Annotated in this window: 21 protein-coding genes; 6 read left to right on the forward strand and 15 right to left on the reverse strand. The window is 59.7% G+C overall.

Annotated features, from left to right (window positions below):
* Positions 1 to 203: 203 nt before the first annotated feature.
* The 4 genes from CHU70_RS02790 to CHU70_RS02805 all read right to left on the reverse strand — a co-directional run bounded on the left by CHU70_RS02790 (position 204) and on the right by CHU70_RS02805 (position 6,374).
* Positions 204 to 1,055, reverse strand: coding sequence for a L,D-transpeptidase (locus CHU70_RS02790; RefSeq protein ID WP_070429383.1), 852 nt, complete (start codon positions 1,053 to 1,055; stop codon positions 204 to 206).
* A gap of 113 nt (positions 1,056 to 1,168) precedes the next feature.
* Positions 1,169 to 3,643 (reverse strand): serine/threonine protein kinase, encoded by a 2,475-nt coding sequence (locus CHU70_RS02795; protein WP_070429382.1) that lies wholly within the window; start codon positions 3,641 to 3,643, stop codon positions 1,169 to 1,171.
* Positions 3,640 to 4,719: a glutamate ABC transporter substrate-binding protein gene (locus tag CHU70_RS02800; protein ID WP_049169891.1), complete on the reverse strand. Its 1,080-nt coding sequence runs from the start codon at positions 4,717 to 4,719 to the stop codon at positions 3,640 to 3,642. Before CHU70_RS02800 ends, CHU70_RS02795 begins: the two co-directional genes overlap by 4 nt.
* The gene (locus tag CHU70_RS02805) at positions 4,716 to 6,374 is read right to left on the reverse strand and encodes a hypothetical protein (RefSeq protein ID WP_049169894.1); all 1,659 of its coding nucleotides are present in this window, start codon (positions 6,372 to 6,374) and stop codon (positions 4,716 to 4,718) included. The genes CHU70_RS02800 and CHU70_RS02805 overlap by 4 nt, the downstream gene beginning before the upstream one ends.
* A 135-nt stretch (positions 6,375 to 6,509) precedes the next feature.
* Here CHU70_RS02805 and CHU70_RS02810 point away from each other — a divergent pair, with 135 nt between their 5' ends.
* Positions 6,510 to 7,013 (forward strand): NUDIX domain-containing protein, encoded by a 504-nt coding sequence (locus CHU70_RS02810; protein ID WP_049169897.1) that lies wholly within the window; start codon positions 6,510 to 6,512, stop codon positions 7,011 to 7,013.
* 37 nt (positions 7,014 to 7,050) lie between these two features.
* Here the strand turns inward: CHU70_RS02810 and CHU70_RS02815 are convergent, their stop codons facing one another.
* From CHU70_RS02815 to CHU70_RS02825, 3 genes are all read right to left on the reverse strand, one after another.
* Positions 7,051 to 7,368 carry a hypothetical protein gene (locus tag CHU70_RS02815; RefSeq protein WP_172620224.1) on the reverse strand — a complete coding sequence of 106 codons (318 nt, stop codon included), beginning with the start codon at positions 7,366 to 7,368 and terminating at the stop codon, positions 7,051 to 7,053.
* 42 nt (positions 7,369 to 7,410) lie between these two features.
* Positions 7,411 to 7,974: a MarR family winged helix-turn-helix transcriptional regulator gene (locus CHU70_RS02820; RefSeq protein ID WP_016421518.1), complete on the reverse strand. Its 564-nt coding sequence runs from the start codon at positions 7,972 to 7,974 to the stop codon at positions 7,411 to 7,413.
* Between the two features lie 242 nt (positions 7,975 to 8,216).
* The gene (locus CHU70_RS02825) at positions 8,217 to 9,014 is read right to left on the reverse strand and encodes an exodeoxyribonuclease III (protein WP_038626705.1); all 798 of its coding nucleotides are present in this window, start codon (positions 9,012 to 9,014) and stop codon (positions 8,217 to 8,219) included.
* A 121-nt stretch (positions 9,015 to 9,135) separates the two neighbouring features.
* Here CHU70_RS02825 and CHU70_RS02830 point away from each other — a divergent pair, with 121 nt between their 5' ends.
* Complete coding sequence (locus CHU70_RS02830) at positions 9,136 to 9,963, forward strand: RDD family protein (RefSeq protein ID WP_222865547.1); 828 nt, start codon at positions 9,136 to 9,138, stop codon at positions 9,961 to 9,963.
* Positions 9,964 to 10,009: 46 nt separating this feature from the next.
* Here CHU70_RS02830 and CHU70_RS02835 read toward each other — a convergent pair whose 3' ends face one another.
* Positions 10,010 to 11,182 (reverse strand): GNAT family N-acetyltransferase, encoded by a 1,173-nt coding sequence (locus tag CHU70_RS02835; RefSeq protein WP_147739749.1) that lies wholly within the window; start codon positions 11,180 to 11,182, stop codon positions 10,010 to 10,012.
* A gap of 3 nt (positions 11,183 to 11,185) precedes the next feature.
* Positions 11,186 to 11,767, reverse strand: coding sequence for a peptide deformylase (locus tag CHU70_RS02840; RefSeq protein WP_016421514.1), 582 nt, complete (start codon positions 11,765 to 11,767; stop codon positions 11,186 to 11,188).
* A 201-nt stretch (positions 11,768 to 11,968) separates the two neighbouring features.
* Here CHU70_RS02840 and CHU70_RS02845 point away from each other — a divergent pair, with 201 nt between their 5' ends.
* The 4 genes from CHU70_RS02845 (at position 11,969) to CHU70_RS02860 (ending at position 15,305) form a co-directional block, all read left to right on the forward strand.
* The gene (locus CHU70_RS02845; RefSeq protein ID WP_016421513.1) at positions 11,969 to 12,316 is read left to right on the forward strand and encodes a DUF3263 domain-containing protein; all 348 of its coding nucleotides are present in this window, start codon (positions 11,969 to 11,971) and stop codon (positions 12,314 to 12,316) included.
* 42 nt (positions 12,317 to 12,358) lie between these two features.
* Complete coding sequence (locus CHU70_RS02850) at positions 12,359 to 13,285, forward strand: LytR C-terminal domain-containing protein (RefSeq protein WP_222865548.1); 927 nt, start codon at positions 12,359 to 12,361, stop codon at positions 13,283 to 13,285.
* Positions 13,286 to 13,506: 221 nt separating this feature from the next.
* Entirely contained in the window at positions 13,507 to 14,064 is a 558-nt protein-coding gene (locus CHU70_RS02855) for a hypothetical protein (protein ID WP_049169906.1), read from the forward strand.
* 17 nt (positions 14,065 to 14,081) lie between these two features.
* Positions 14,082 to 15,305, forward strand: a complete 1,224-nt coding sequence (locus CHU70_RS02860) for a glutamate--cysteine ligase (protein WP_049193794.1) — start codon at positions 14,082 to 14,084, stop codon at positions 15,303 to 15,305.
* Between the two features lie 171 nt (positions 15,306 to 15,476).
* On the opposite strand, the gene CHU70_RS02865 is transcribed toward CHU70_RS02860, so the two are convergent.
* The 6 genes from CHU70_RS02865 to CHU70_RS02890 are packed head-to-tail and all read right to left on the reverse strand — an operon-like array spanning position 15,477 to position 22,210.
* Positions 15,477 to 15,827 carry a monovalent cation/H(+) antiporter subunit G gene (locus tag CHU70_RS02865; RefSeq protein ID WP_038626688.1) on the reverse strand — a complete coding sequence of 117 codons (351 nt, stop codon included), beginning with the start codon at positions 15,825 to 15,827 and terminating at the stop codon, positions 15,477 to 15,479.
* A complete protein-coding gene (locus CHU70_RS02870) occupies positions 15,824 to 16,234 on the reverse strand; it encodes a monovalent cation/H+ antiporter complex subunit F (RefSeq protein ID WP_070601047.1) in 411 nt (136 codons plus the stop codon). Before CHU70_RS02870 ends, CHU70_RS02865 begins: the two co-directional genes overlap by 4 nt.
* Complete coding sequence (locus CHU70_RS02875) at positions 16,215 to 16,868, reverse strand: Na+/H+ antiporter subunit E (RefSeq protein ID WP_070601049.1); 654 nt, start codon at positions 16,866 to 16,868, stop codon at positions 16,215 to 16,217. The genes CHU70_RS02870 and CHU70_RS02875 overlap by 20 nt, the downstream gene beginning before the upstream one ends.
* Positions 16,868 to 18,571, reverse strand: a complete 1,704-nt coding sequence (locus CHU70_RS02880) for a Na+/H+ antiporter subunit D (protein WP_049193797.1) — start codon at positions 18,569 to 18,571, stop codon at positions 16,868 to 16,870. The genes CHU70_RS02875 and CHU70_RS02880 overlap by 1 nt, the downstream gene beginning before the upstream one ends.
* Entirely contained in the window at positions 18,561 to 19,076 is a 516-nt protein-coding gene (locus CHU70_RS02885) for a Na(+)/H(+) antiporter subunit C (RefSeq protein WP_147739750.1), read from the reverse strand. Before CHU70_RS02885 ends, CHU70_RS02880 begins: the two co-directional genes overlap by 11 nt.
* The gene (locus CHU70_RS02890) at positions 19,073 to 22,210 is read right to left on the reverse strand and encodes a Na+/H+ antiporter subunit A (RefSeq protein WP_049193803.1); all 3,138 of its coding nucleotides are present in this window, start codon (positions 22,208 to 22,210) and stop codon (positions 19,073 to 19,075) included. Before CHU70_RS02890 ends, CHU70_RS02885 begins: the two co-directional genes overlap by 4 nt.
* Positions 22,211 to 22,589: the final 379 nt, after the last annotated feature.

Genomic DNA, 22,589 nt, shown 5'->3' on the forward strand with positions numbered 1-22,589 from the left:
AATCGACGGCTGCCGTGTACCTCACCTGTTGAATCCGCGACTGTAACTCAACAAAAACTCAACAAAAATGAGCTCGCCCCCACTGTCCTCCAAACTGGAAGACTCTAGTGGGGCGAGCTCATTTTTCACCGCCGGGGCGACTGCGCCTATGCCTCAACAGGCTCAGTCACCCGGTCATCGTTTCAACGCATCAGCGCAGCTAACTACCAGATGTAGACGCCGTCGCCGACCTGCAGGGTATCGAAGTACTTCACAGCATCATCGTGGTTCAGGTGGATGCAGCCGTGGGACATCTGATTAACAGAGCCCTCGTGGAAAGCTTCGCCGTCGTTGGTGAAGTACACCGAGAACGGCATCGGGCCGTTGTAAGGACGGGACCACTCATCGCGGACCTTGCGGGTAACGCTCAGGTGGCCACGGGTGGTTTCGTAACCTGGCATACCGGAGGACATTGGCACCGGACCGTAGGTGATGTTGCCATTTTCCTGCAGCCAGGTCTTCTGGTTAGCCAGGTCAACGCATGCGCGGGCGTTCGGCGGGCACGGGTTGTTTGGCTCTGGGCGTGGTTCAGGGCGTGGCTTCTGCTCTGGCTGTGGAGCAGGGGCAGGCGCCGGCTCAGGCTGCGACGGCTCGTCCTGGCCCCCCAGCAAACCGAAAATCTCGTTGACAACGCGGGTGGCTTCGGCCTTCTGTGCGGCTGGCAACGGCAGGCTGTCGATGGCGCTCAGCAGCTGAGTTTTGACCTTGTCCGCCACCTGCTTGTTGTTTTCAGCGAACTTGAAGTTTTCATTAATCAGAGCGACGACCGAATCCGGCAGCTTCACCGAAGAGGAATCCAGTACCTCAGAGAGCTCAGGGGCAAGGTCGCCCGAATTCAGAGTCGAGATCTCCGGCAGCTTGAGGTCCCGAACACTCTGGCTAAGCGACTGCAGGTCTGGGGAAACCGGCAGGGCAACGGCAGTGCCGGACCCAATACCAAAGGCAGTGGTGAGGGCTGCAGCGCTGATAATTACGCGCTTAGCGCTGCGGAGAGAGGATTTCGAAGAGGCAAACATAGAGGATATCTTAAACCACGAAAGGCAATTCTCTCTTTATTCACCAATTCTGGGGTGGCGCTCAGGCCCACAACAGCATGTTTGACCAGGTTCGGTAAGGAGCTGTTAGAGAGCTAACGCCAAGTCCGTGGCCGAATGAGATTTGCGATATCCACCAAGTTGTAGCGGTGTCGCGGAAACTGCGAAGAGCGTGCCAGCATCCGTAAGTCTTTTTCCAATCCTTCACGCAGGCCGGCCACGGTAAAGGGCGCATCGAAAAGACCATTGGAGCTAGCTGCATGGTCGAGGTTCGAGCTGCGCAACCAGTTCAGCGCGGACGCCATCACGGCGATGCGTAGCTGTGGCATGCGCGGTTCATTCGTCGGCAGCTCCACCAGACGACGCGCAGCACGGCGAATTCTCGATTCAGTTAACTCGGAGGGCATCCCTGAGGTGAGCATCAGAATCGTCGTCAAACGTGCCATGCGATGGTGACGGGAGTTACCGGGTACGCGGTCAAGCTGGGAGATAGCCATTTCGTGTTGGCGCTCAGAGGCCAGCTGACGAGCTAGCCCGAAGGCGGAGGATACCGTCGTCGGGTTGGCCGCCCACACGACGGCGTAGAGACGCAGGGTGTTGAAACGAATGGTCTGAGGCGACAGGGACTCGCTGGCCCAGGCGGGGGAGAAGATCTCGGGCGTATCGGCAGCGACATTATCCAGCGCGCTGCTCAAGTTCGCGGCGGCGCGGGCGACAGCGGGCTCGAGGAGAGATGCGTTGGCGATGCCCAAGCGCTGTTGAATCAACTCGAGAGTCGCTGCCAGCGCCAACTTCGGGGCGGGCTCGCCGGGCAGCATCGTCAGCACGTGGTGGAACGAGGCGAGGGCATCGTTGAATTGGTCGAGAAGCAAATAAGTCACGCCCTCGTACCAGTGGTAACGCCAATCGCGCTGCAAACGTTCAGAGACATCGCGGAGGCTGTCGCGGGCCTCATCAATTAATCCGAGGTCCAGTTTCGCACGCACGATGCCCAGTGGAATTTCCACCGAAGAACCATACTCGGGTTCGGACAGAGCATTGGTCAGTGCCTCGATAAGTTCGTTGGGCTCCGTAAATGACGAGGCACTCAAGATGCGCGCACCCGGATCTGTCGGGTTAATCAGTGGTACAGGCAGCGCGAAGGTCACTTCTTGCGGAGTGATTTCCACGCCGCGGGTGATGCCGTCGACAAGCTGATCGGTGCGGAACACCAGGTGCTTGGTGCCGTACGTGGAACGCTGCGGCGAGAAATTCGACACCGCCTGCGGGAATTGCACGCCGTCGCGCACCGCCAGAATCTCGCGCAATACGCCGATGAGCTGCACACTCATCTCTTCGGCAGAACCGAAGCGAGCCTCCGGGTTCTCGTGGCAAGCGCGTAGTAGGAAGCGGTAGAGCGAGTAAAAACGGCGGAATAGAGGCTCTTCGACAGGTGAGGGTAGCCCCGGGTCGTAGACGCCGTTGGTCGCCGGCAACTTCAGAATCAGCGAGGCCAGCGTGCGGCCGACTGTGTAGATATCGCTGGCAATCGTTGGTCCCGTCGTGGCAATCTCCGGCGCCTGGAAACCGGGCGTGCCGTAGATATGGCCGTAGGCGCCGATGCCGGTGACCGCGCCAACGTCGATAAGCGTGACGTGGTCTTCGCTGAGCAGCACGTTGTCCGGCTTCAAATCGTTGTAGACAACGCCGCGCGAGTGCAGGTAATCCAGCGCGGGGAGCAGCTCCAGGATGTAGCCAATCGCCAGGTCACAGGGCATGACGCCGTCGGGGTAGCTCCGTCGCTGCTTGCGTAACGACGGGCCGCCGACGTACTCCATCACAATGAAGCCGGTGGCGCTGTTGGCGTCCGTCTCATCGATGAAGTTGATGATCTTCACAATTCCCGGATGCGAGATTTCCGCGAGGAACTCGCGTTCCGCCTGGACTACGGCGAAATCCTTCTCGTTTTTCGCTGCCATCATGCCCTTGAGCACGACCCAACGATCCGAGACATTGTGGTCAATCGCCAGGTAAATCCAGCCGAGCCCGCCGTGGGCAATCGGGCCTACGATCTCGTACTGATCCGCCACGATATCGCCGGCTTTCAGGCTCGGCGCCGGCTTATTCGTCGCTCGAATCTTCTCATCACTCATTACTGCATCGCGCGGATCCTGCGTTGTGATGTACGGCAGGTGCACCATGCCGTCGGCGACAGTGCGTCCGCGGTGTGCATTCGATCGCCTCCGGCGGAAGTCCTCCAACGCTTTCCGGTGCGAGGCCATCGACGGATCTGGCGTCTGGGCGCCGGGTTGGGTCGTCGCGCTTGACGACGAGCCCCCGCGCCCCAACAATTCGGCGATATCGAACTCTTCGTCATCGTCATCATCGTCCGCAAAAGGGTCGAAGGCGACAGCGGCAGTGCCGGGCTCTTGTTCGTCGTCTTCATCGGCGAATGGGTCGAAGGCGACGGCCTGAGTGGCAGCTGCCTCTGCCTCTGCGTGAGCATCCTCCTGGGGCTCCGGCGTGTACTGGGGATGCTGGGCTTGCTCGGATTGCTGGGCTTGTTCGGAGAACTGGTTTTCGTCGCTCATCGGTTATCCACCTCGCCTTCTGGAGCAGCTTCCGGTGTGGGGGAGATTCCAAGTATGTCTTCATCGTCGCCGTACTGTGGCGATGGCTGTGTACCGCTTGGCAGGAAGGGGCCGAACCAAGTGTCGTAGAGGGACTGCCAGGTGCCATCGCTGGCCATACGCTCCAGGGTCGCGTTGATTTGGCGAACTAGGCCTGGGTTCCCCTTGGATACACCGGCCGCGTAGCTTTCCTCGTTCAAGCCCCGCTGGACAATGGCGGTAGCCGGATCTTGGTCGTTGATACCAGCGAGGATGGTGTCATCGGCAACGACAATCTCTGCCTGGCTGTTTTGAAGTGAAATGAGGCAGTCCGACCAGTTACCGACCAACAGCAGCGTATTGTTCGGCGAGAGCCGTCGAATCAAATCCTCGGTAGTGGATCCCCGGGAAACGCAGATGCGACCGTCCTCGACGTCCTCGGGGGAAGCATCGCCACCCGGCGAAGAGACTAGAACTCCAGCTCGTGCTGTCAAATACGGTGTGGAGAACAGCACCCTTTCGCGCCGGGCATCGGTGACCGTCATAGTGCGCAAAACGACATCGACAGTGCCGTCTTCGAGTGCGGCAGTGCGTTCGTTGCTGTCGACGAACCGAAACTCGACAGCATCGGGATTGTCAAAGATGTCCCGGGCAATCTCTTGTGCCAGGGATACTTCAAACCCCGAGAGCTCTCCGCTGCTGAAGTCGCGGAAGCTGAGCAGGTTCAATGATTGGTCAACACCAACGATGATGCGGCCGCGCTGGTAAATCTCCGGGATTCGCTCTTCCGGTGTTTGGTCATCGGGGGCGAGTGTGGACAGATCTGGGGTGTTGGCTTCTGCCGCAGGCTTCCTCGAGGAGGCTTTGTCGTAGAACGCGCCCGGTGGCAGGGGAAAGTCACCGGTGGCCTCCAGGATTGTGCGCGAGTAGGGATCGTCGGCAAGCGAATCGGTCGCGCAGGCACTGACGGTGAGGCCCGCGACGGTGAGTGCACCAAGGATGGCTCTGCGCCGCCAGCCGGCGAGACCGCGGAGCGATGGGGAGAACGGAACGATCATAGGTACTCCAGAAGCCGGTGTCGGAAGCCGAAAACAACCAGAACTGCCGCGATGACGGTCAGTGTAACCGTGGCGAGGGACAGTGCCGCGATAGCGCGACGGGATTGGTCGAGGTTCTCACGGGCGGTCAGGCGGGACTCGGCGATGGAATTCTGTAGCGACTCATCGACCTGGTTGAACGCAGCCGCCGACGAGCTGGCATTATCCACATCGGTCGCGATGCGAACCGCACCGGCGTAGTCGCCTGAACTCAAGTGCTCCATCATCAGGTTGTGACCGGACTCCCAGCTGTAGATACCGTGGATGGCGGCTCTGACATCGTCGTCCGGCGCATTGGCGTCCACTCTTTCCAGCTCGCCGACCAGGGTGCGCACCGACTGCGAGAAGGACTCCGCATCCGCGGGCTGACGGCGCACTAAGCCGAGGGTTTCGCTGGCGCGTAGCTGCTGGGCATCAATGCGTACTTGGGTTAGGGCATGAACATCCGGGCGCTGCTCTCCGAAGAGAGAGTTGGACTGCCACGGCTGAGTGGTGGCAATTCCCACACCGACAAGTGCGATGGCCATCAGCATGGTTGCACCAAACAGGCCGACGTTGAATAGTCGACCGGTGCGGCGAGTCAGCCACCACTGTGTGATTAGCAGCATCAAAATTGCCGCTGCCAGGCCCGACATCGGGAAAAGAGGTGGCTTCGATAGTTGGCGCTGCTCATCATTAGTGGTGGTACTGGTGCGTTCGTAGAGCGATTTTGCAGCTGGCAGAATCTGGACCTGCATCAAGTTTGAGGCAGAGGCGAGGTACGCGACACTGACGGGATTGCCCTGGCGCGCATTCGCGCGAGCTGTCTCGACCATGCCGGTGTAGACCGGCAACAGCCGCTGTACAGTCGCGATATTCTTCATCTCTGGGGCATCGACGTTTTCAATGCCCGTAGCTGCGCGGGTAGCGGACATGGATGCTTGTGCGATGACATCGTCGAAGTTGCTGACCAAGTCCTGGCTGCTGTTGAGTGTGCCGCGGGAAAAGGCGGTGTTGGCCGACGCATCGGCAATCGTCAGCGAGGCATAGAGATTCTGCGAGGCATTGGCCATCGGCTCGCTCAGCTGCGAAATTCGGGTGAGCTGCTGCTGGCGTTGCGAGGTTGTTTGCCACATGGATAGGCCGGCGGCCAGAATAGCGACGATGAGGATGAGGGCGACTGTGGTCAATCGGCCCGGTGACGTCATCAAAAATGACGCTGACCGGCGCACATACGTGGCCGACGGGCCGAGCTTGTCGTAGAGACGCTCACCGAGAAAACGTGTCAATCTCCGGTTGCGCGGGCCAATTTCCAGGGCATCCACACGCAGGTCGGTATCACGCGGAGAGTCTGTTAGGACTGTTGGGGTTGTGGCCGTTGCTGGGGCATTAGCCGAGGACTCTGTAGTTTCCAGAGCAGTTGATGGTGCCGCACTCTCGGTAGCCGGGGTGGTGTCGGGAGTATCTTTCGATTCCTTTGCCGCCTGAGCCGCAGTGTGTGTGTCTAAGCTTTCGCCACCAGGAGTGGTGCGACCGCTGAAACGAGTTCGGCGTGGAGCACGATTCTTGCGGTGGAATGGGTTTCGGTTTTTGTCGTGGGCACGGGAATGAGGCGCACTTGAAGTGGTTTCACCCATGTGCACGTGTCCTTCCGACGTGACCGAAGTCGCCCGCGACGATCTCTCCGCTCAGAGCAACGTTAGTTCCTTGCAAATCTTAGTCGCTCGGGCTTGTGACGGAAAACACAAGGGTATCTGGCGTAGGGTGGAGACATGCTTCAGGATGGAAATGGTTGGGCAGCCGGCCCCAACGGTACGCGCTGCTGGGGACGCTTCGGAGCTGCAGGGCTGCTGATTGTGAGCCCTCAGCGCACTGTGCTTATGCAGTATCGAGCTGACTGGACATCGTTCCCCCTAACGTGGGGTGTTCCTGGGGGGGCTTGTGATTCTCATGAGGCTCCTGAGGCGACCGCGCTGCGTGAAACGGCTGAGGAAACTGGGCTGCTGGAGCATCAGCTTCGCATCCTCGACACGCAGGTCACCACCGGTCCCTTCCCAGCCGATCCGAATCGCCCCGAGCTCGCCGGCGGCTGGAAATACCACACGGTCTACGCACTAGCTGCCGAAGAGCTGGAGACGAATCCGAACGAGGAGTCCCTAGAGTTGCGCTGGGTTCCGCTTGACGACGTCGACAGCCTCGATCTGCTGCCGCCTTTTGTGGAATCGTGGCCCCGGGTGCGCGCGCACCTCGAGAAACTGCTGGAGGCCCTTGACTAGGTGTCGGCTTCGCACCTACCGGCGCTCTCTGCGTCGACTACTTGGAGTCGGCAACTGCTGCTGCGCCAGCAGCCAGCGCGGTGACGGTCAGGACGGACGGCCATGCGCCAATCTTCTTGGCCAGCGGGTGTGAGAGGCCGAAAGCGCCGAGGTAGGCGGCCACCAGACCAGTGGCTCCCAGGGCGCCGGTCTTTGCGTTCCAGGTGCGTGCTGCATATGCGCCGGCGGCGCCCAAGATGACGCCACCGAGCGGGCGAATGCCTGTTTCGCGAGCGGTGAGCCAGCCGCCGATGAGGCCGGTGGCCACCAATGGAGCGGTCTTTACGTCTTTTGCCTTCTTCAAAGTAATAGCCATAAGCATCATCGTACCTAGTAAGAAGGGCTTGGCGGCGCGCTTTTAGAACGGCTCCTGGCGGCGCTGGTGCTCCTCAACATAGCTTTCCGAGTGCTCCGCCAGCTTTAGTAGCGAGGGCAGTGCCTTAATTAGCGCACGAACGTCCTTTTGCGACATTGTCCGCACAATTTCGTACACCAGCGCACCCCAGTGGTCGATAAGTTGCTCCAGCAGCGTTTCGCCATCGCTGGAGACATAGAGGTTCTGCGCACGGCGATCCTTTGCGTTGTTCTCGCGTTCAATCAGTCCGTTGTCGAGTAGACGGCGAACTGTTGCCGAAACGTTGGACGGGCGTAGGAAACGCAGGCGTGCAATGTCGGATACGCCGCAGCCCGGGTGGGTTGAAATAAAGTGCAGTACTTCCATTTCCGACTGGGAAATGTCCATCCTGGCATTCGGGCGCTCACCGAGGCGGCGAGTCGATGCAAGGAAGTCATACAGGCCGATGGAAATCTTCTGCACGCTTTCGCGCAGGGATTCATCGGACTCAGTCGAGTCATCCGCGGTGGGGAAGCCGCTCGCTGGCTCCGGGGTAGTGGTGCGCTGAGGGGAGCGTGCAGAAGTCATGATCTTCCTTCCCGACGTAATGAATTGATGTTCTGAATAAACACCTTATATCGTCGAAATAACTTTCTGTGGTGAAAATTTGTAGATTGAACAAAAAGTTAGACTCATAAGTGTTGTGCGGGTGCTTTATCGCCCATTTCTGCCCCTGATTTTAGGGGCTGGCAGCAAAGACTCCGCTTTACGACGGCCCCAGCGACACCCCCTAGTAGGAACTAGGCCTACGCGCTTTTCCGCCCGTTTATCTACACTTCGTAATCCACAATCACCGGAGCATGGTCGGATGCGCCTTTGCCCTGACGCTCTTCGATGTCGATGAATCCGGCGGACGCCTTTGCCGCGAGGTCGGGGGAGGCGAGCTGGAAGTCGATGCGCATGCCCTCATCCTTGAAAAAGCGGCCAGCCTTGTAATCCCAGTAGGTCCACTGGTTTGGGGTGAATTGGCGAGTTACTTCCTTCATGCCCGCCTGCTCCAGCGCATAGAAAGCTGCGCGTTCAGGCGGTGTGACGTGTGTTTTCCCTGCGAAGGCTGCCATTGACCAGACATCGCCGTCGGTCGGGGCAATGTTGAAGTCGCCGCCCATCATGAAGGTGGCCTCCGGGTCGTCGTCAAGCGTGGCGATGATGTGCTGACGGAGCCGCTCCAGAAATTCGAGCTTGTACTCGAAGTGCGGGTCGGTGATGTCGCGGCCGTTCGGGATGTAGAGGCTATGGACGCGCACGCCACCGCAGGTAGCGGCGATATGGCGGGCCTCCAATGCGGGAGTTGCGTCGGGGTCCTTGTTGAAACCGGGCTGACCGGGGAACTCTGCCTGGATGTCCTCAAGGCCGACGCGGGAGATGATGGCAACGCCATTCCACTGATTCAGGCCGTGGTGGGCGACTTGGTATCCCAGCTCTTCAAAAGCAGCGGTGGGGAATTGGTCGTCCTTGCACTTGGTTTCCTGGACGGCCAGGACATCAATGTCATTCCGGCGCAGCATTTCCACCATTCGGTCGAGGCGAGTTCGAGCCGAATTGACGTTCCAGACACAGATTCGCATATCAACGATTGTAAAAGGGGAACGAAACGGCGGCCTCATGCGTTGAACAAAGCAGTGACAAAATAGGCGGACAAAAACGGATAAGGTGGGCGGAAGCCCGGTAGGAAAGGGAGTTTCGAGGTTGGCTAACTGGGACGATCGCCGTTACGGCGGCGAGTACAGTCCGACGGATTACCTGGGTAGTAGTGGCAGGAACGCTTATCGGGAACACGACGCATATGCGGCGTACGATGCGGCAATGCCGTATCAGGAAGTGCCATATCCGGTAGCAAACATTCCGGTCGGCTATGAAAGCGGGTACCCCGCTAGCTATGGGGTGTCTTCCTTCGGTGAGCTCAGTGCTAATCCCAAAGTCGCGCCGCTGACCGCTCAAATGGCAGTACACCTGGGCTTTGACCCCAATCTGGCCAATGGCTCAGTGGCACGTCGTGGTGGTGCGCTGTTGGTGGATTCTGTCATCTACACTGCATTGATTGCCTCCATTGCAGTTCTCACTAGCATCGTGGGGACATCGGACAGCGGCGTAATGGTGATGCTGATCAGCCTCTTCCTCGGTCCCGGTGGTTTTTACCTCTACCGCGTGGCGGGGGACTCCATCTTCGACGGGTCGCCGGGTAAACACGCCATGGGCATGAAAATCGAAGGTGCACACGGGATGCCAGTCTCAGCCCGCGATGGTTTTGTGCGCAATGCCTGGATTCTGCCGTCGATGATTCCGGTCGCCGGTTGGTTTGTCTCTGCGGGCCTGGCTGGCTGGATTGCGATGGGTGCGTCCCGCGATCCGCTGGGGAGAGGTCGTCATGAACTCTCGGTCCACACCCGTGTGGTGGAAAAGCCGGAGACGCGCGAGCTGCCGCGCGGGCAGCGCCGCATGGACAATCGCATGGGTAGCAAAGAGCAGCAGGGCAAGCAGCTGAAGCGGATTAAAAGGGTTAAGCGCGGGAAGTAGGGCGATCAGGGCGAGCAGCGCAGGGCCGAAACGTAACCCCCGGCCCCTAAGCCCCTGTCAGCTCCGCGTAGCGGTGCCGGTGGTGCTCGGTAAAACCGAGTGTCCGGTATAGCGCAATGCCAGGCTCATTTGAGCCCAATACCTGCAGATATGCAGAATCTGCCCCGTGTTGTGCGCCCCAGTGCATCATGTGAATTCCCAGTAGGGTGCCAAGTCCTCGGCGGCGCATATCGGCTGCGACTTCCACAGCGGAGAACCCGAGCCACACACGGCCGTCGTCCGATTCGGTCAGCGTGCCGCGCGTAATGGCTACCGTGCGTATGCCTTCAGGCGCATTGTTGGCAGGCACTTGCAGGCGTCCGAAGCACATGCGGCCATCAATTTCATTGCGCAGAAGCTGTAGTGCATGCTCGGACAGCGTGGTACCGCGGAAATGGTAGAGCCCCAGCCAGTCGTCGTCAGGTTGATCAGCGATATCCACCTGCACGTCTGCAAGCTCGACGCTGTGCTCATCGAGCACCTGTTCGGCGCTGTGCTCATCAAGCACCTGTACGGCGCTGTGCGATTCAGCTGCCAATTCAGCAGGCGGCAAATCCCCATCGAGTGAGCGCGTCATAACCACAATGTCCGGCCCGACCGTCCACTCCGGCCCCGCGACCAGCGCCTGTGCAGGTTTGGCGATTCTATCCGGAATCGCAATCCGCACCGGCAAATCGTGGGAATCGTAAAACGACTTAATCTTCTCCAACGGCACCGGCTGAGTGCTGGCTCCGGGTTCGAGCGGCAGCGCGGAGTTGGAACGCTCCGTAATACCATCGCCCGCACGCAGCAGCCAGCCCGACTCCACCACATGCGCGATACCCGGGAAGGCCTTCGCTGTCGCAGTTTCCACGGCGCGAATGTCCGAATTGCGCACCGGATGATCCGGCAGGGCCTTCACAATCAAAATGTGCTTATCGCTAAAGTCCACCGCTGCCACGGACTCGTCGGCACGCACGCCAGCACGAACCTGCGGACGCACGACGAACGGATCCATGCTGAGCACATGCCCAATGACGTCCGTAGTCTTCTTGCCGCTGGCCAGCGCCTCTTCATCGGTTAGCGCGCGCCGCACAATGACACGACGTCCCACCGCTACCTCACCGACACCCCAACGGGAAATCGGTAGCTTCTGGGCTGCATTTTCGCTTGCCGACGACTCCAATTGCCTATCCGTCACGATTTAATCCTCGTGGCCGAACGGATCCGGATCCACGCCCGGCATCCAGGTCAGGCCGCCCTCGGTCCAACCGGCGCGCTTGATTTCCTTCTTGGCCATGCGCTTCCAACGGCCCGTGAGGCAGTCGGTGTAGAGGAACCCATCCAGGTGGCCGACTTCGTGCTGCATGCAGCGGGCGAAGAAACCGGTGGCCTCGATGCGGACCTCTTCGCCGTTTTCATCCAGGCCGGTGACAACAGCCTTCTCCGCACGGTTGGTGGGGAAGGACAGGCCGGGCACAGAGAGGCAACCTTCGTCATCGGAGCCGTCGTCGTTAGGCATAGTCTTCGGGATTTCACTGGTGGTCAGCACCGGATTGATGACGCAGCCGCGGTGCCAGACATCGTCGTCATCGGGGCAGTTGTAGACGAACAGACGCTTGCCGACACCCACCTGGTTGGCAGCCAGCCCCACACCGTGGGCGCGGTCCATGGTTTCGTACATGTCCTCGATGAGCTCACGCAGCTCGGAGATGTCCTCGGTCACCGGCTGGGTAGGAGTGTGGAGAACGGGGTCTCCGGCAATCACAATGGGACGGATAGTCATGTCGCTGATTCTACTCGGCGTCCATCTTTTCTAAATCGCCTGGTGATGTCAGGGGTCTTGGAGACGTTGGGCGATGTCGGAAGTGGTATGTAGGGCTGGGTGGCTGAGCCTTACTATGTATCTTCACTAAGTATCTGCATAAGCAGTGTCGTGCAGAATAGAAAATCAGGGCGACTGAGAAGGAAAGCGGGGTGCAGAAAAATGGTGAGCAAGAAGCCCATAGGCGGCAGCCACGAACCTGAGACTGAGTTGCGGCCTGACTCATCCGAGCATCCCGGACTCGCGGGCGATACCGGCGGCATTGAGCCCATTTTGGCGCAGAAAATGCTGGATTTTGAGAAGGAATGGCTGAAAGTTGCCCGCCGTGGGCCGCGTATGGCCGGTGCGCGGCAGGAGGCAATTCGGCGTCGCTTTGCCGAGGACTTCGGCAACAACACAATCCGTTACCACCAGGTACTTTCGCGACTTCTCGATTCTCCGGCAGCCGAAGCGGCCGAACCCGTGTTGGTTCATCGGCTGCGCGCCGTGCGGGACAACCAAGACGCATAAGGTTCAAGTTTCACTTCACGGTTCGGCGGCAGAACATATAGGATGTGGGATGTGTCTGACCAACTAAACCCTCAGAATTCGCCGCGTCCGGGCCGTCATCGACTCGATGACGACTACGACGACTTCGATGAGTACAGCGATTACGCGGAGGCTCCCGCCGCTGGCGGCGCTCACGCGTACTCCGAGCCGTCGGATGCTCAACACGCAGCGCCAAGATCTGCGGCCCCGGCCGCCGGCGCAGCCGCTGCTGGTGCCACCGCCGCCACTACCGGTGCTGGCACTCGGGCTGCTGCTAGCAATTCCGCAGCTGCTGATGGTGCTGATGACGGCGACATCGGCGACGGTGCCGGTGATGGCCGCTACATGCGCGTTCTCGCTATCGTGCTGCTCGCTATCGGCGTGTGCCTGGTCGCCTACGGTGCCTATGCACTCAGCACACGTGGCGACGATGCCGAGAACACCGGCCAGAATGACACCTCGGCATCCGCTCCGGTTGACTCTGGTGTGCCTGCTGACTCGGCCAACGGCAGTGATCCGGCAAAGGATGGTGCTGTTGGAGATGGTGACGGCGAGGTTCCGCCGCCGCCACCGGCAAATGAGCCAGGCAAACCGGTTCCTCCCGCTGAGAATCCGCCGGCACAGGATGAGGCCAACGAAGCGCCCCAGATTGACCGCAAGACTGTCAAGGTCAGTGTCCTGAATAACTCTGAGGTCGTGGGCCTCGCCGATGACCTGTCCAAGCAGATGGGCGAGCAGGGCTGGGGCGCCGGCGAGACCGGCAATGCTCCTGAAGAGAAGATGGGTGTGTGGGAGAAGACCACCGTCTACTTCGACCCGAGGAACGAAGAGGAAAAGGCCGCCGCTGAGCAGATCGCGCATGACAACGGTTGGGAAGCCGCACCTCGCGATGACCGCCTCCGGGACGCTCCGGCGGGAATCGTCGTGGTCGCCACTGACCCGGCTCACTAGACTCCCGGCCCACCAGGCTTTGGTCTCTCACTAAGGTTTGCGGCCTAAGCGTCAAAACCTGCCGCCGTGGTGCGAAGCCCCATAGCTTTCCAAGTCCCGCGTAAGCCACACATTTCATGGCTTACGCGGGGCTTTTGCATATTTTGCAGTCTCAAACAGATCACGGCTGAAAAAGGGGTACTAGAATTCTGCTAGTAGCCAGTGAGGTCTGTGAGGTTTTTATGTTCGCCGTAAAGCGTCGTCGTGTTGCTGTCGCCACCGCGTTGGGTTGTGCTGCAACACTGTTGGTGTCCTGCTCGGGGGTTGAATCCAGCAGCGACAAGGACGGGAACGCAGGCGCGTCGACAAGCACTGCGCCAGTGAGCGTAGATCCGGCTGCACCGAAGCTGACCGAGCGAGTCAGCGCCTATAACTTCATCCGAACAAACGACGACGGATCAATGAAAATGCTGGCAACTGTACAGGTCATGAGCGCCAAGGGATGGATGGGTCTTTCCGACGAAAAAGGTCAGTTCACTACCTTGGATAAGGGCAAGTACACAGTGCAGGCGCGCGGTGCATCTGGCTGCAGTGGCATCGGCAGCCCCGCAACCGAAGGGTTGGGTGTCATCGGCGAAGTGCACGTCGATGACAAACGGAATGCAGATGTCTGGAACGTTCCGTCCAAGGTGGATGAAGACAGTTTCACCACAGTTGCGCTTGTCGATTCCAACGGTGACCTTGCCTCCTGCGCAAAAACCGTCACCTGGACGGAGCCAACTGAGGAAAACGACTCCTAGTGTGAAAAAATAGCGGTATGACTGAGCAATTTTCCGGATCGGCGCAGCCATCACTGGGAGTGGAATGGGAAGTGGCGTTCGTTGACCGACGAACGCGCGACACCGCCCCCGCTGCCGCCGAGGTGCTCGACATCATCGATGCGGAGCATCCCGGACATGGGCTCCAGCGAGAGTTCCTCGCCAACACCGTAGAGCTCGTCACCGGTGTGCACACGAACGTGCCCGGTGCCGTAGCGGAGCTCCAAAGCCAGCTGGACATGGTTCTCGAGGCCGCTGATCGCGTTGGGGTGGATGTGTGGTCATCGGGCTCGCATCCGTTCGCCCGCGGTACTGCTCAGCAGGTCAGCGCTAAGGGGCACTACTCCGAAATCATCAACCGCACTCAGTGGTGGGGTAACCAGATGATCATCTGGGGAGTCCACGTCCATGTTGGCATTAAGGACTCCGAACGCGTTTGGCCGATCATTCAGGCCCTGGCAACGAAGCTGCCGCACATGTTGGCGCTGTCTGCCTCCTCACCGGCCTGGAACGGTGAGGACATGGGTTACGCTTCCAACCGAAGCCTGCTCTACCAGCAGCTTCCCACCGCTGGTCAGCCGCCGGCGATTTACACGTGGCCCGAGTGGGAGTCCTACATGCACGACCAGTCCCGCTCCGGCGTCATCAATCACACCGGCTCGATGCACTTGGACATTCGCCCGGCATCAAAGTACGGCACCATTGAGATTCGTGTCGCTGACGCTACCTCTAACCTGCAGGAACTCGCCGCTATCGTGGCATTGACGCACTGTCTGACGGTTTACTACGACCGCATGTGGGAGGCTGGCGAGGAGCTACCGTCGCTGCAGTCCTGGCACATCGCCGAAAACAAGTGGCGCGCCGCCCGCTACGGCATGGACGCGCTGGTCATCGTCAATCGCGATACCGACGAGCGGTGGGTTCGCGACGAACTCCGTGAACTTGTGGTTCAACTCGCCCCGCTTGCCGACGAACTGGGTTGCCGAGCCGAACTGGAATTCGTCAACAACATCGTGGAAATGGGCGCGGCATACGAGCGGCAGCGCACTGTGGCGGATGCGGCCGGGGCGCTGCCTTCCATGGCTACCGAGGACGACGTACGGGCGAACGAAGAGCGCATTGGCCACACCCCGTGGCGTGCCGCCGTGGATCTTGCGGTGCAGGAACTGCGCGCCGGGCATCCGATAGCGCCTGCAGATTTCCACGAGCAAGTAGACGACTAGCCGTCGTTAAGCGGTGTGTGCCCAGACAAAAATTAGTGACTAGGCCTATAGCACTTTTGGGGTGCATAAACCTAGCCACTAACTGAAGAAAGGCGCCCCCCCTGGGCGGCCCCGGTCGAACCCGGTTCCGCTCCAGGTCGGGGTCCAATCTTGACGGGGAGTGTCCTCTCGTTATTCCCGGCTGTCATCGCGGGCGAGGCTGTCCTCGTCGACGAGCCTCTCTTTGAACGCCTCGTGGCCAACGCGGTTACTAACAATTGGCGATGTACCCAGAGCAAACAGGATAATCAGGGTCAACAGAGCCAAGTCACTACTAGTAGTTGTGTGAGCTGACGCGTGCGTGGCGACGTGCAAAAGCGAACCCGACAGCGTCAGAATTAGCCCCAGCGTTTGTGGCTTGGAGGATGCATGCATGCGACTGATGGTGTCGCGGAAGCGTATTAATCCCACGGACGCTGCAACGCACAGTAGCATTCCGGTGATAATGAGTGCGATGGCGATAATGTCTGCCACGAGAATCATTTGGGCTCTCCCTTTATGGTTGTCGGAGCTGCTGTTGGCGTTGCCTTAGGCGCTGCTTTCTGTGCGGTTTTCTTTGTGGCGACCTTGCTTGCAGCTTTCCCCGTGCCCTTCCGAGCGCTCTTCGCGGGTTTCTTTCCTTCGTCTGGGACACGGAACTTGGCGACTGCCAGCGAAGACAGGAAACCGAGCAGCGCAATGATGAGCATTGGGTAGACCACCGAAGTGTCCAAACTCCATGCCATGAACGCAGCGAGCATGCCCTGCAACATTGCAGTCATGGACTCCAGCGCCACCAGGCGGTCCAGCGAGTTTGGTCCTGCGATCATGTGCCCGAGGGTAATCATCACCGCAATGAAATAGCCTGCGGCAGCCACTCCGAGCAGAATGTTAAAAACTTCCGGGTTCATCGGCTACTCCTTTCTCCCCTTTTTCGCTGCTCGTTTCGCCTTGCTCGCCGCTTTTCGCACTGCTCGGCTGCTCTTCGCCAGAGCCTGGCTTAGTCGGTTGCTCATGTACATCGCGGTTCTCAAACGCGCGAATCACCCGTCGCTCGATTCGGGTCAACTGGTTGATTTGTTCAGCTACCTTGCCTGTCGACGAAGCGTCGAGAAGATGCATGGTCAGCGTCTTTTTTCGCTTATCGATGTCCACGATGATGCCGCCCGGCTGCAGATTAATTAGTGCCATTGCAGTCGTGAGCGAAATATCGTCATTGGTCCGCATGGGGACCTTGATAATGGCAGTCGGTGGCGGATCATCTCGTCGGATGGCCAGCCAGGCGACACTGATAGAGGCCTTCACAAAGTCGATTGTCCAAGAACCGAACAGTCGCACCATGCCACCGAAGTTGATATCCAGCGCGCTGTTTGGCGGGATAGGCATGGCGAGGTTCAGCAACGTGGCTACCAGGATTCCCGAGAGCACATTGGCAAATGTCACCTCGCCCCACAGCATGACCCAAATAATCACTGTGAATAAAAAGAGCAGGATTGAAATACGTGGTGGTCGCTTTGCAGCCACCTTGGCGCGCGTTTTACTCATCAGCTTTCACCTGCTCCTTCCAGCGTGCTGGTGGCACGTTCGGTCGCCGAATCCGACTTCCATGGGCTCTTGGTGCGGCCTGGGTTTTCCAGCTGCTCCAGGCCCTTGTCATCGGCCGAGTCGATACCGAGGACCGCTGCGCGGTACTCATCAACATTCGCGACGTTGCTTGCCGCTTCGGTAGCCACATTGGACAGTGGCCCGGCCAGAACGGTAACCCCCACAGAAGCAATCACCAGCAGAGCCGTCGGCATCACCATGCCGAGTGGCATCTTGCCGACGTCGTCACGCTCTGCGATAGCAACCATCTGAGTCCTTTCCCGGAGCGCGGCTGGCTGCGCAAGCACAGTGTCGCCCTCGGGGGCGTCGGAACGGTCGCGCCAGAAGGCCTTCGACCAGACGAGAATCATGGTGTAGAGGGTCAGCAGGCTGGTGATGATAGATCCCGCAACCAGAATCCATGCGGTGGCGGATCCGTTCTGTGCGCCGGCCTCGATGAGCATGACCTTGCCCAGGAAGCCTGAGAACGGTGGGATACCACCGAGGTTGAGCGCGGGCACGAGGTATAGCAACGCCAGCAGCGGCGACGTCTTGGCCAGGCTACCGAGGCTGCGCAGGGAGGACGAGCCCGCCTGGCGCTCGATAAGCCCGACCACCAGGAACAATGCCGTCTGCACCAGAATGTGGTGGACGATGTAGAAAATCGCGCCGCCGAGTCCCAGCGTATTGCCGACGGCAATACCGAAGATCATGTATCCGATGTGGGATACCAGCGTAAAAGACAAGAGACGTTTAATGTCATTTTGGGCCATGGCACCGAGAATGCCCATGAGCATTGTCGCTAGGCCAGCCCACATCAGGACGTCGTCAAGCCTGCCGTCTGGGAAAACGACACTGCGCGTGCGGATGATCGCGTAGACACCCACCTTCGTCAGCAGCCCCGCGAAGACCGCGGTAACCATCGACGGTGCGGTGGGGTAGGAGTCTGGCAACCACGCCGACAGCGGGAACACCGCCGCCTTCACTGCGAAGGCGACGAGCAGCACTGCGAAGATCGCGGTGCGGGTGCCATCGGGGATGTCCTCCATGCGCAGGGAAATGTGTGCGAAGTTCACCGTGCCGACCGCTTGATAAACCAGGCCAATCGCCAGCAGGAACACCATCGAGGACAACATGTTGACCATCACATACGACACGCCTGCGCGAATGCGTGACGACGATGCCCCCAGCGTGAGCAACACGTAGGAGGCTACGAGCAGAACCTCGAAGCCGACGTACATGTTGAACAGATCGCCGGCCAGGAAGGCCATGGAGACGCCCATGTTGAGCAGCATGTACGTCGGAACGAAGACGGAGATCGGCTCATCTTCGTCACCATCGCTAATACCCTGGCCGATGCCGAACCACATCACGGCAAAGAGGACCAGCTGAGAGACGGTGATCATCAACACTGCGAGGTTGTCGGCTACGAGCGTGATGCCGATTGGTGCGTCCCAGCCGCCCACCTGGACCGTGTGGACGCCGTGCGCGTAGATGAGATACACCAAGGCGCTGGCGACTCCCAGCAGGCTGCCGAGCGAGATTAGCGCGATCGCCTGCTGTGCTTTGGGAAAACGTGCCAGCAGCAGAGCAATTGCGGCGGTGGCGGCGGGGACGATGATAGGCAGCGGAATTAGTGCCAGAATTATTTGCTCAGTCGTCATCGTCGTCACCTCCTGGGGAGTTTGATGGCGGGGTCACGGGCTTTTCGAAACTGGCCGGACCGAAGCTATCGCCGGCCTCTGTGGGACGACCGGTGGTGGGATCGTCGGACTTGTCGTGGTCCGGAGCAGCTGATGGGTCGCTGGCCCGACGCATTGCCAGGCTGCGGTCCTCGTGGTCATCTTGCACGTGATCGCCGATGCGGTAGCGGTGCTGGCGATAGAGCAGAGCCAACAGGAATGCGGTCATGCCCATGGAAATAACAATTGCGGTGAGGATAAAGGCCTGGGGCAGTGAGTCTGCCTGAGCATCGCTGACCAGCGATTCCCTATCCCAAATTGGTAGCCGTCCCGGCGAACCAGAGCCAAGCAGGATGAGCAGGTTGATACCGTTGCCCATCAGCAACAGTCCCATGAGCATCCTGGTCAACGAACGATCGAGGAACAGGTACACCCCTGTAGCAATCAGCGTGCCGACAGTTGCTAGCAGAACAAAATTGAGAATCACGGGTGTGTGTCCTTTCCTTCGGTCCTAGCTGGGGCTGTCGGTTCTGAAGCCTCTGAGGTGGCTGTGTTGGCAGAGTCTGCGGGTTTAGTGCCGGCAGGTTTAACGCTTGCGGGATTAGCGCCTGCGGACTTAACACCTGCGGGCTTAGCCGCCGCCAACTTGCTGCGCAGCTGGCGGGACTGGCCGAGTGCGGCTCGATTCACACGACGTGAACGATCACGCTCAGCGCGAAGGTTTATCTGAGCGTCGATGCCACCGCCCAAACTGCGCAGGATGTAGACAATCGTGCTAACCACGATCATGTATACGCCCAGGTCAAAGAGCATCGGGGAGACAACAGTGACATCTCCGAGCAGCGGAATTTCCCGCGAGCCATACGTAGAAGTTAGCGGTGCCCACCCCACAAACAGTGGCCACAACGCGCTGAGTGCCGACACCAGCAAACCGCCGCCGAGAAGCATCTCGTTAGGAATCGGCAGAGTTGCCGCCAACTCACGACGACCACCGATGAGATAACGCATGGTCAGTGCCAGCGCAGCCACGAGACCACCGGCGAAGCCACCGCCGACATCGTTATGGCCGGCAAAAAAGAGATAGAAGGAAACCACCATCATGGCGGGGAAGAGCACGCGCGATGCCACCAGCACCATGATCGGGTAGCGCAACCGCTCGGCTTCACCGGACTCATCGAGAGTGTTCAACCAACGGTTGGTGCGGCGAGCTCGATTCCGCTGCGGCTTAATCTTTGAACGCATATGCATGGTATGCGTGCGGAAGACCAGTGAGGTAATCCCCAGAGCCACCATCACCAGCACGGTGATTTCACCGAAGGTGTCCCAGGCGCGGATGTCGACAAGCAGTACGTTGACTGCATTCTGGCCGTGTCCAATATCGTGCGCCAGCGGCGGAATGTCGCCCGAGATTGGCTCAGTACGACGGGAGCCCATGGCGTAGGCGGCCAACACGGGAACCGTGACACCGACTGCAATGGCCAACCAAGCACGGTGTCGTGTCCACCTCGGGTTCGATGCCGGTGCCCGCGGGGAGAGCGTACGCAACACCAACACGAAAATAATCATTGAGACCGTCTCGACCAGCAGCTGCGTCAGGGCCAAGTCAGGAGCGCCGTACATGGCGAAAATAATGGCCAAGCCGTAGCCTGTCACGCCTACCAGGATGACCCCGGAAAGCCTGTTCTTCTGCCGGGTAGCGGCCAGCGCCGCGATAATCATGATGAGCGCAACTGCACCCTGCGGAGCAGAGTCCCACAGTTCCATTCGCAGCTCATCGCGCTCGCCGAGCAACAACGCACCGATGGACAGCACGATGAGGGTCAGCAAAATGACCGCTTCATTCAACGGGAGGGAACCACGCTGGGTCGCAGCAGTGACACGGAGAGAAAGACGGCGGGCCAAGTCCAGGATTCCGTCGTAAAGCGCATCGGCACTACCGAGAGCCGGCTGATCAAACTGCAGCTGACGCACCAGATTACGCTGCCAATGCATGATGGCACCCACGAGTAGAATTGTGGCCGTCAGTGCCAGCGGAAGGGTGAATCCGTGCCAGAGCGCCAGGTGCGTTTCTGCTTCCGTATTCGGGAATGCGCTGGTGAGGTAGGGCGAGATAATCGAGTCGAGGACGCGGGGAACCAGGCCGAAAACCAAACCTGCCAGCGCCAACAGCCAAGCCGGGCCAATCTGATCCCACGTCGGGGAATCCATCTCTGCCACGGCAGGGGAAGTGCCACCGCCGCTGGCGTGGGTGCTGGACTTGGTCGCAAACGCGGCGCGCAGCAGGTACAGCGAGTACGCTACGGTCAGAATCGAACCCACGACGAGGCCAATGGTGGTAAACACCGACGGCATCCCATGCAGCGGATCAGCATTGAGCGTGGCCTCCAGCGCAGCTTCCTTGGCGACGAAGCCGAAGAACGGCGGCACACCCATCATCGATGCAGCGGCGAGAATCGAAATCACCAGCAACTGCGGCGACTTTCTACCGAGCCCAGAGAGCTCACGGATATCGCGCGTACCAGTCAGCCTGTCAATTGTGCCCGCGACCATAAACAGCGCGGCCTTGAACATGGCATGGCCGAGCGTCAGTGCCAGGGCTGCCAGCATCGTCGCACGCGTGCCTATCGACGCGACTGTGATGATGAATCCCAACTGGCTGACAGTGCCATACGCCATAATCAGCTTGAGATCCTTCTGGCGCAGGGCCATCCAGCCGGCCATGATCATGGTCAAGAGGCCGAGCGGGATGATGATTGGCTGCCACGCGTTGGTGTCATTGAAGGTCGGCGCGAGCCGGGCAACCAGGAACACACCGGCTTTGACCATCGCTGCCGAATGCAGGAAGGAAGAAACCGGGGTAGGGGCGGCCATTGCACCGGGTAGCCAGAAGTGGAAGGGCGCGATAGCGGACTTCGACAGCGCACCAACGACCAGCAGGATTGCGGCCGTGGATACTGCCGTGGAGTCCAGCTGTGCCGCTGTCAGAGCGCCAGGCGCGGTGAGTTCGGAGAAGTTCCAGAAACCGGTGGTCACTCCCATCAGAACGATACCGACCAGCATGATGAGGCCACCCAGCGTCGTGACCAGGAGCGCCTGGCCTGCTGCGCGACGGGAGGAGGCGCGCTCGGCGTAGTAGCCCACCAGGAGGAAGGACAGAACCGAGGTAATTTCCCAGAAGACGAACATCAGCATGATGCTGTCGCTGATGACCAGGCCGTACATCGCCGCAGCGAAGGCGATCATTTGGGCTGCGAAGGAACCTACGCGGCGACGTTTGCCGAGTGGCGGGTTGATGAAGTAACCGGAGCAGTACACCAGTACGAGAAAGCCGATGGTCAAAACCAGCGTGCCGAAGAGCGATTCAATAGGACCTAATCGCAGGTTTACATCCAAGTGGATAATGGGCATCCACGAAAAATGCGTGACGGCGGGTTGCGTGAGTGCGGAAGTTTCCCCGTTGCCATTGTCTAGAGCTAAGCGAACGAGATGGGTGCCGGTGTAGATGGCACCGCCTGCCAGCGGGAGGCTGAGTACGAGGAACCCGCGGGTTCCGAGCCACTTAATCGTCCATGGTGCAAGCGCTGCCGTAACGAACAGGATGCACAGGAGAGAAGTCACTATTCCATAATGATTGGAACACGCCAGTTCATGCAACCCCGTTTTAGGGACTTAAGCATTTGAAGCGGTGTTAACCGAGTGTGTGAAAACGGTCAATTGTTTCTGGGAAAGTGAAAATTTGGGGGTGAGTTGTGGGGGGGGGGGAAGTTGGGCATTTTTTGGGGCTTGAGCGGCTGACTGCTCAAGCCCCAAATCAGTGCCATTACTGGGGGGGGGGGGGGGGGGGGGGGGGGGGGGGGGGGGGGGGGGGGGGGGGGGGGGGGGGGGGGGGGGGGGGGGGGGGGGGGGGGGGGGGGGGGGGGGGGGGGGGGGGGTGTCGATTGGGTGTGCGATAATGTGGGGGCGGGAAATTAGTTAGTCCATTTGGGGATTCGGATTGCTT

This window comes from Corynebacterium sp. LK10 (assembly GCF_008042455.1).
Lineage (GTDB): Bacteria > Actinomycetota > Actinomycetes > Mycobacteriales > Mycobacteriaceae > Corynebacterium > Corynebacterium jeikeium_D.

What these genes read in the sequence shown, in the direction of transcription:
- CHU70_RS02790 (WP_070429383.1), bottom strand. Translation starts at nt 1,055, where the DNA reads ATGTTTGCCTCTTCGAAATCCTCTCTCCGCAGCGCTAAGCGCGTAATT.
- CHU70_RS02795 (WP_070429382.1), bottom strand. Translation starts at nt 3,643, where the DNA reads ATGAGCGACGAAAACCAGTTCTCCGAACAAGCCCAGCAATCCGAGCAA.
- CHU70_RS02800 (WP_049169891.1), bottom strand. Translation starts at nt 4,719, where the DNA reads ATGATCGTTCCGTTCTCCCCATCGCTCCGCGGTCTCGCCGGCTGGCGG.
- CHU70_RS02805 (WP_049169894.1), bottom strand. Translation starts at nt 6,374, where the DNA reads ATGGGTGAAACCACTTCAAGTGCGCCTCATTCCCGTGCCCACGACAAA.
- CHU70_RS02810 (WP_049169897.1), top strand. Translation starts at nt 6,510, where the DNA reads ATGCTTCAGGATGGAAATGGTTGGGCAGCCGGCCCCAACGGTACGCGC.
- CHU70_RS02815 (WP_172620224.1), bottom strand. Translation starts at nt 7,368, where the DNA reads ATGGCTATTACTTTGAAGAAGGCAAAAGACGTAAAGACCGCTCCATTG.
- CHU70_RS02820 (WP_016421518.1), bottom strand. Translation starts at nt 7,974, where the DNA reads ATGACTTCTGCACGCTCCCCTCAGCGCACCACTACCCCGGAGCCAGCG.
- CHU70_RS02825 (WP_038626705.1), bottom strand. Translation starts at nt 9,014, where the DNA reads ATGCGAATCTGTGTCTGGAACGTCAATTCGGCTCGAACTCGCCTCGAC.
- CHU70_RS02840 (WP_016421514.1), bottom strand. Translation starts at nt 11,767, where the DNA reads ATGACTATCCGTCCCATTGTGATTGCCGGAGACCCCGTTCTCCACACT.
- CHU70_RS02845 (WP_016421513.1), top strand. Translation starts at nt 11,969, where the DNA reads ATGGTGAGCAAGAAGCCCATAGGCGGCAGCCACGAACCTGAGACTGAG.
- CHU70_RS02850 (WP_222865548.1), top strand. Translation starts at nt 12,359, where the DNA reads ATGTGGGATGTGTCTGACCAACTAAACCCTCAGAATTCGCCGCGTCCG.
- CHU70_RS02855 (WP_049169906.1), top strand. Translation starts at nt 13,507, where the DNA reads ATGTTCGCCGTAAAGCGTCGTCGTGTTGCTGTCGCCACCGCGTTGGGT.
- CHU70_RS02860 (WP_049193794.1), top strand. Translation starts at nt 14,082, where the DNA reads ATGACTGAGCAATTTTCCGGATCGGCGCAGCCATCACTGGGAGTGGAA.
- CHU70_RS02865 (WP_038626688.1), bottom strand. Translation starts at nt 15,827, where the DNA reads ATGATTCTCGTGGCAGACATTATCGCCATCGCACTCATTATCACCGGA.
- CHU70_RS02870 (WP_070601047.1), bottom strand. Translation starts at nt 16,234, where the DNA reads ATGAACCCGGAAGTTTTTAACATTCTGCTCGGAGTGGCTGCCGCAGGC.
- CHU70_RS02875 (WP_070601049.1), bottom strand. Translation starts at nt 16,868, where the DNA reads ATGAGTAAAACGCGCGCCAAGGTGGCTGCAAAGCGACCACCACGTATT.
- CHU70_RS02880 (WP_049193797.1), bottom strand. Translation starts at nt 18,571, where the DNA reads ATGACGACTGAGCAAATAATTCTGGCACTAATTCCGCTGCCTATCATC.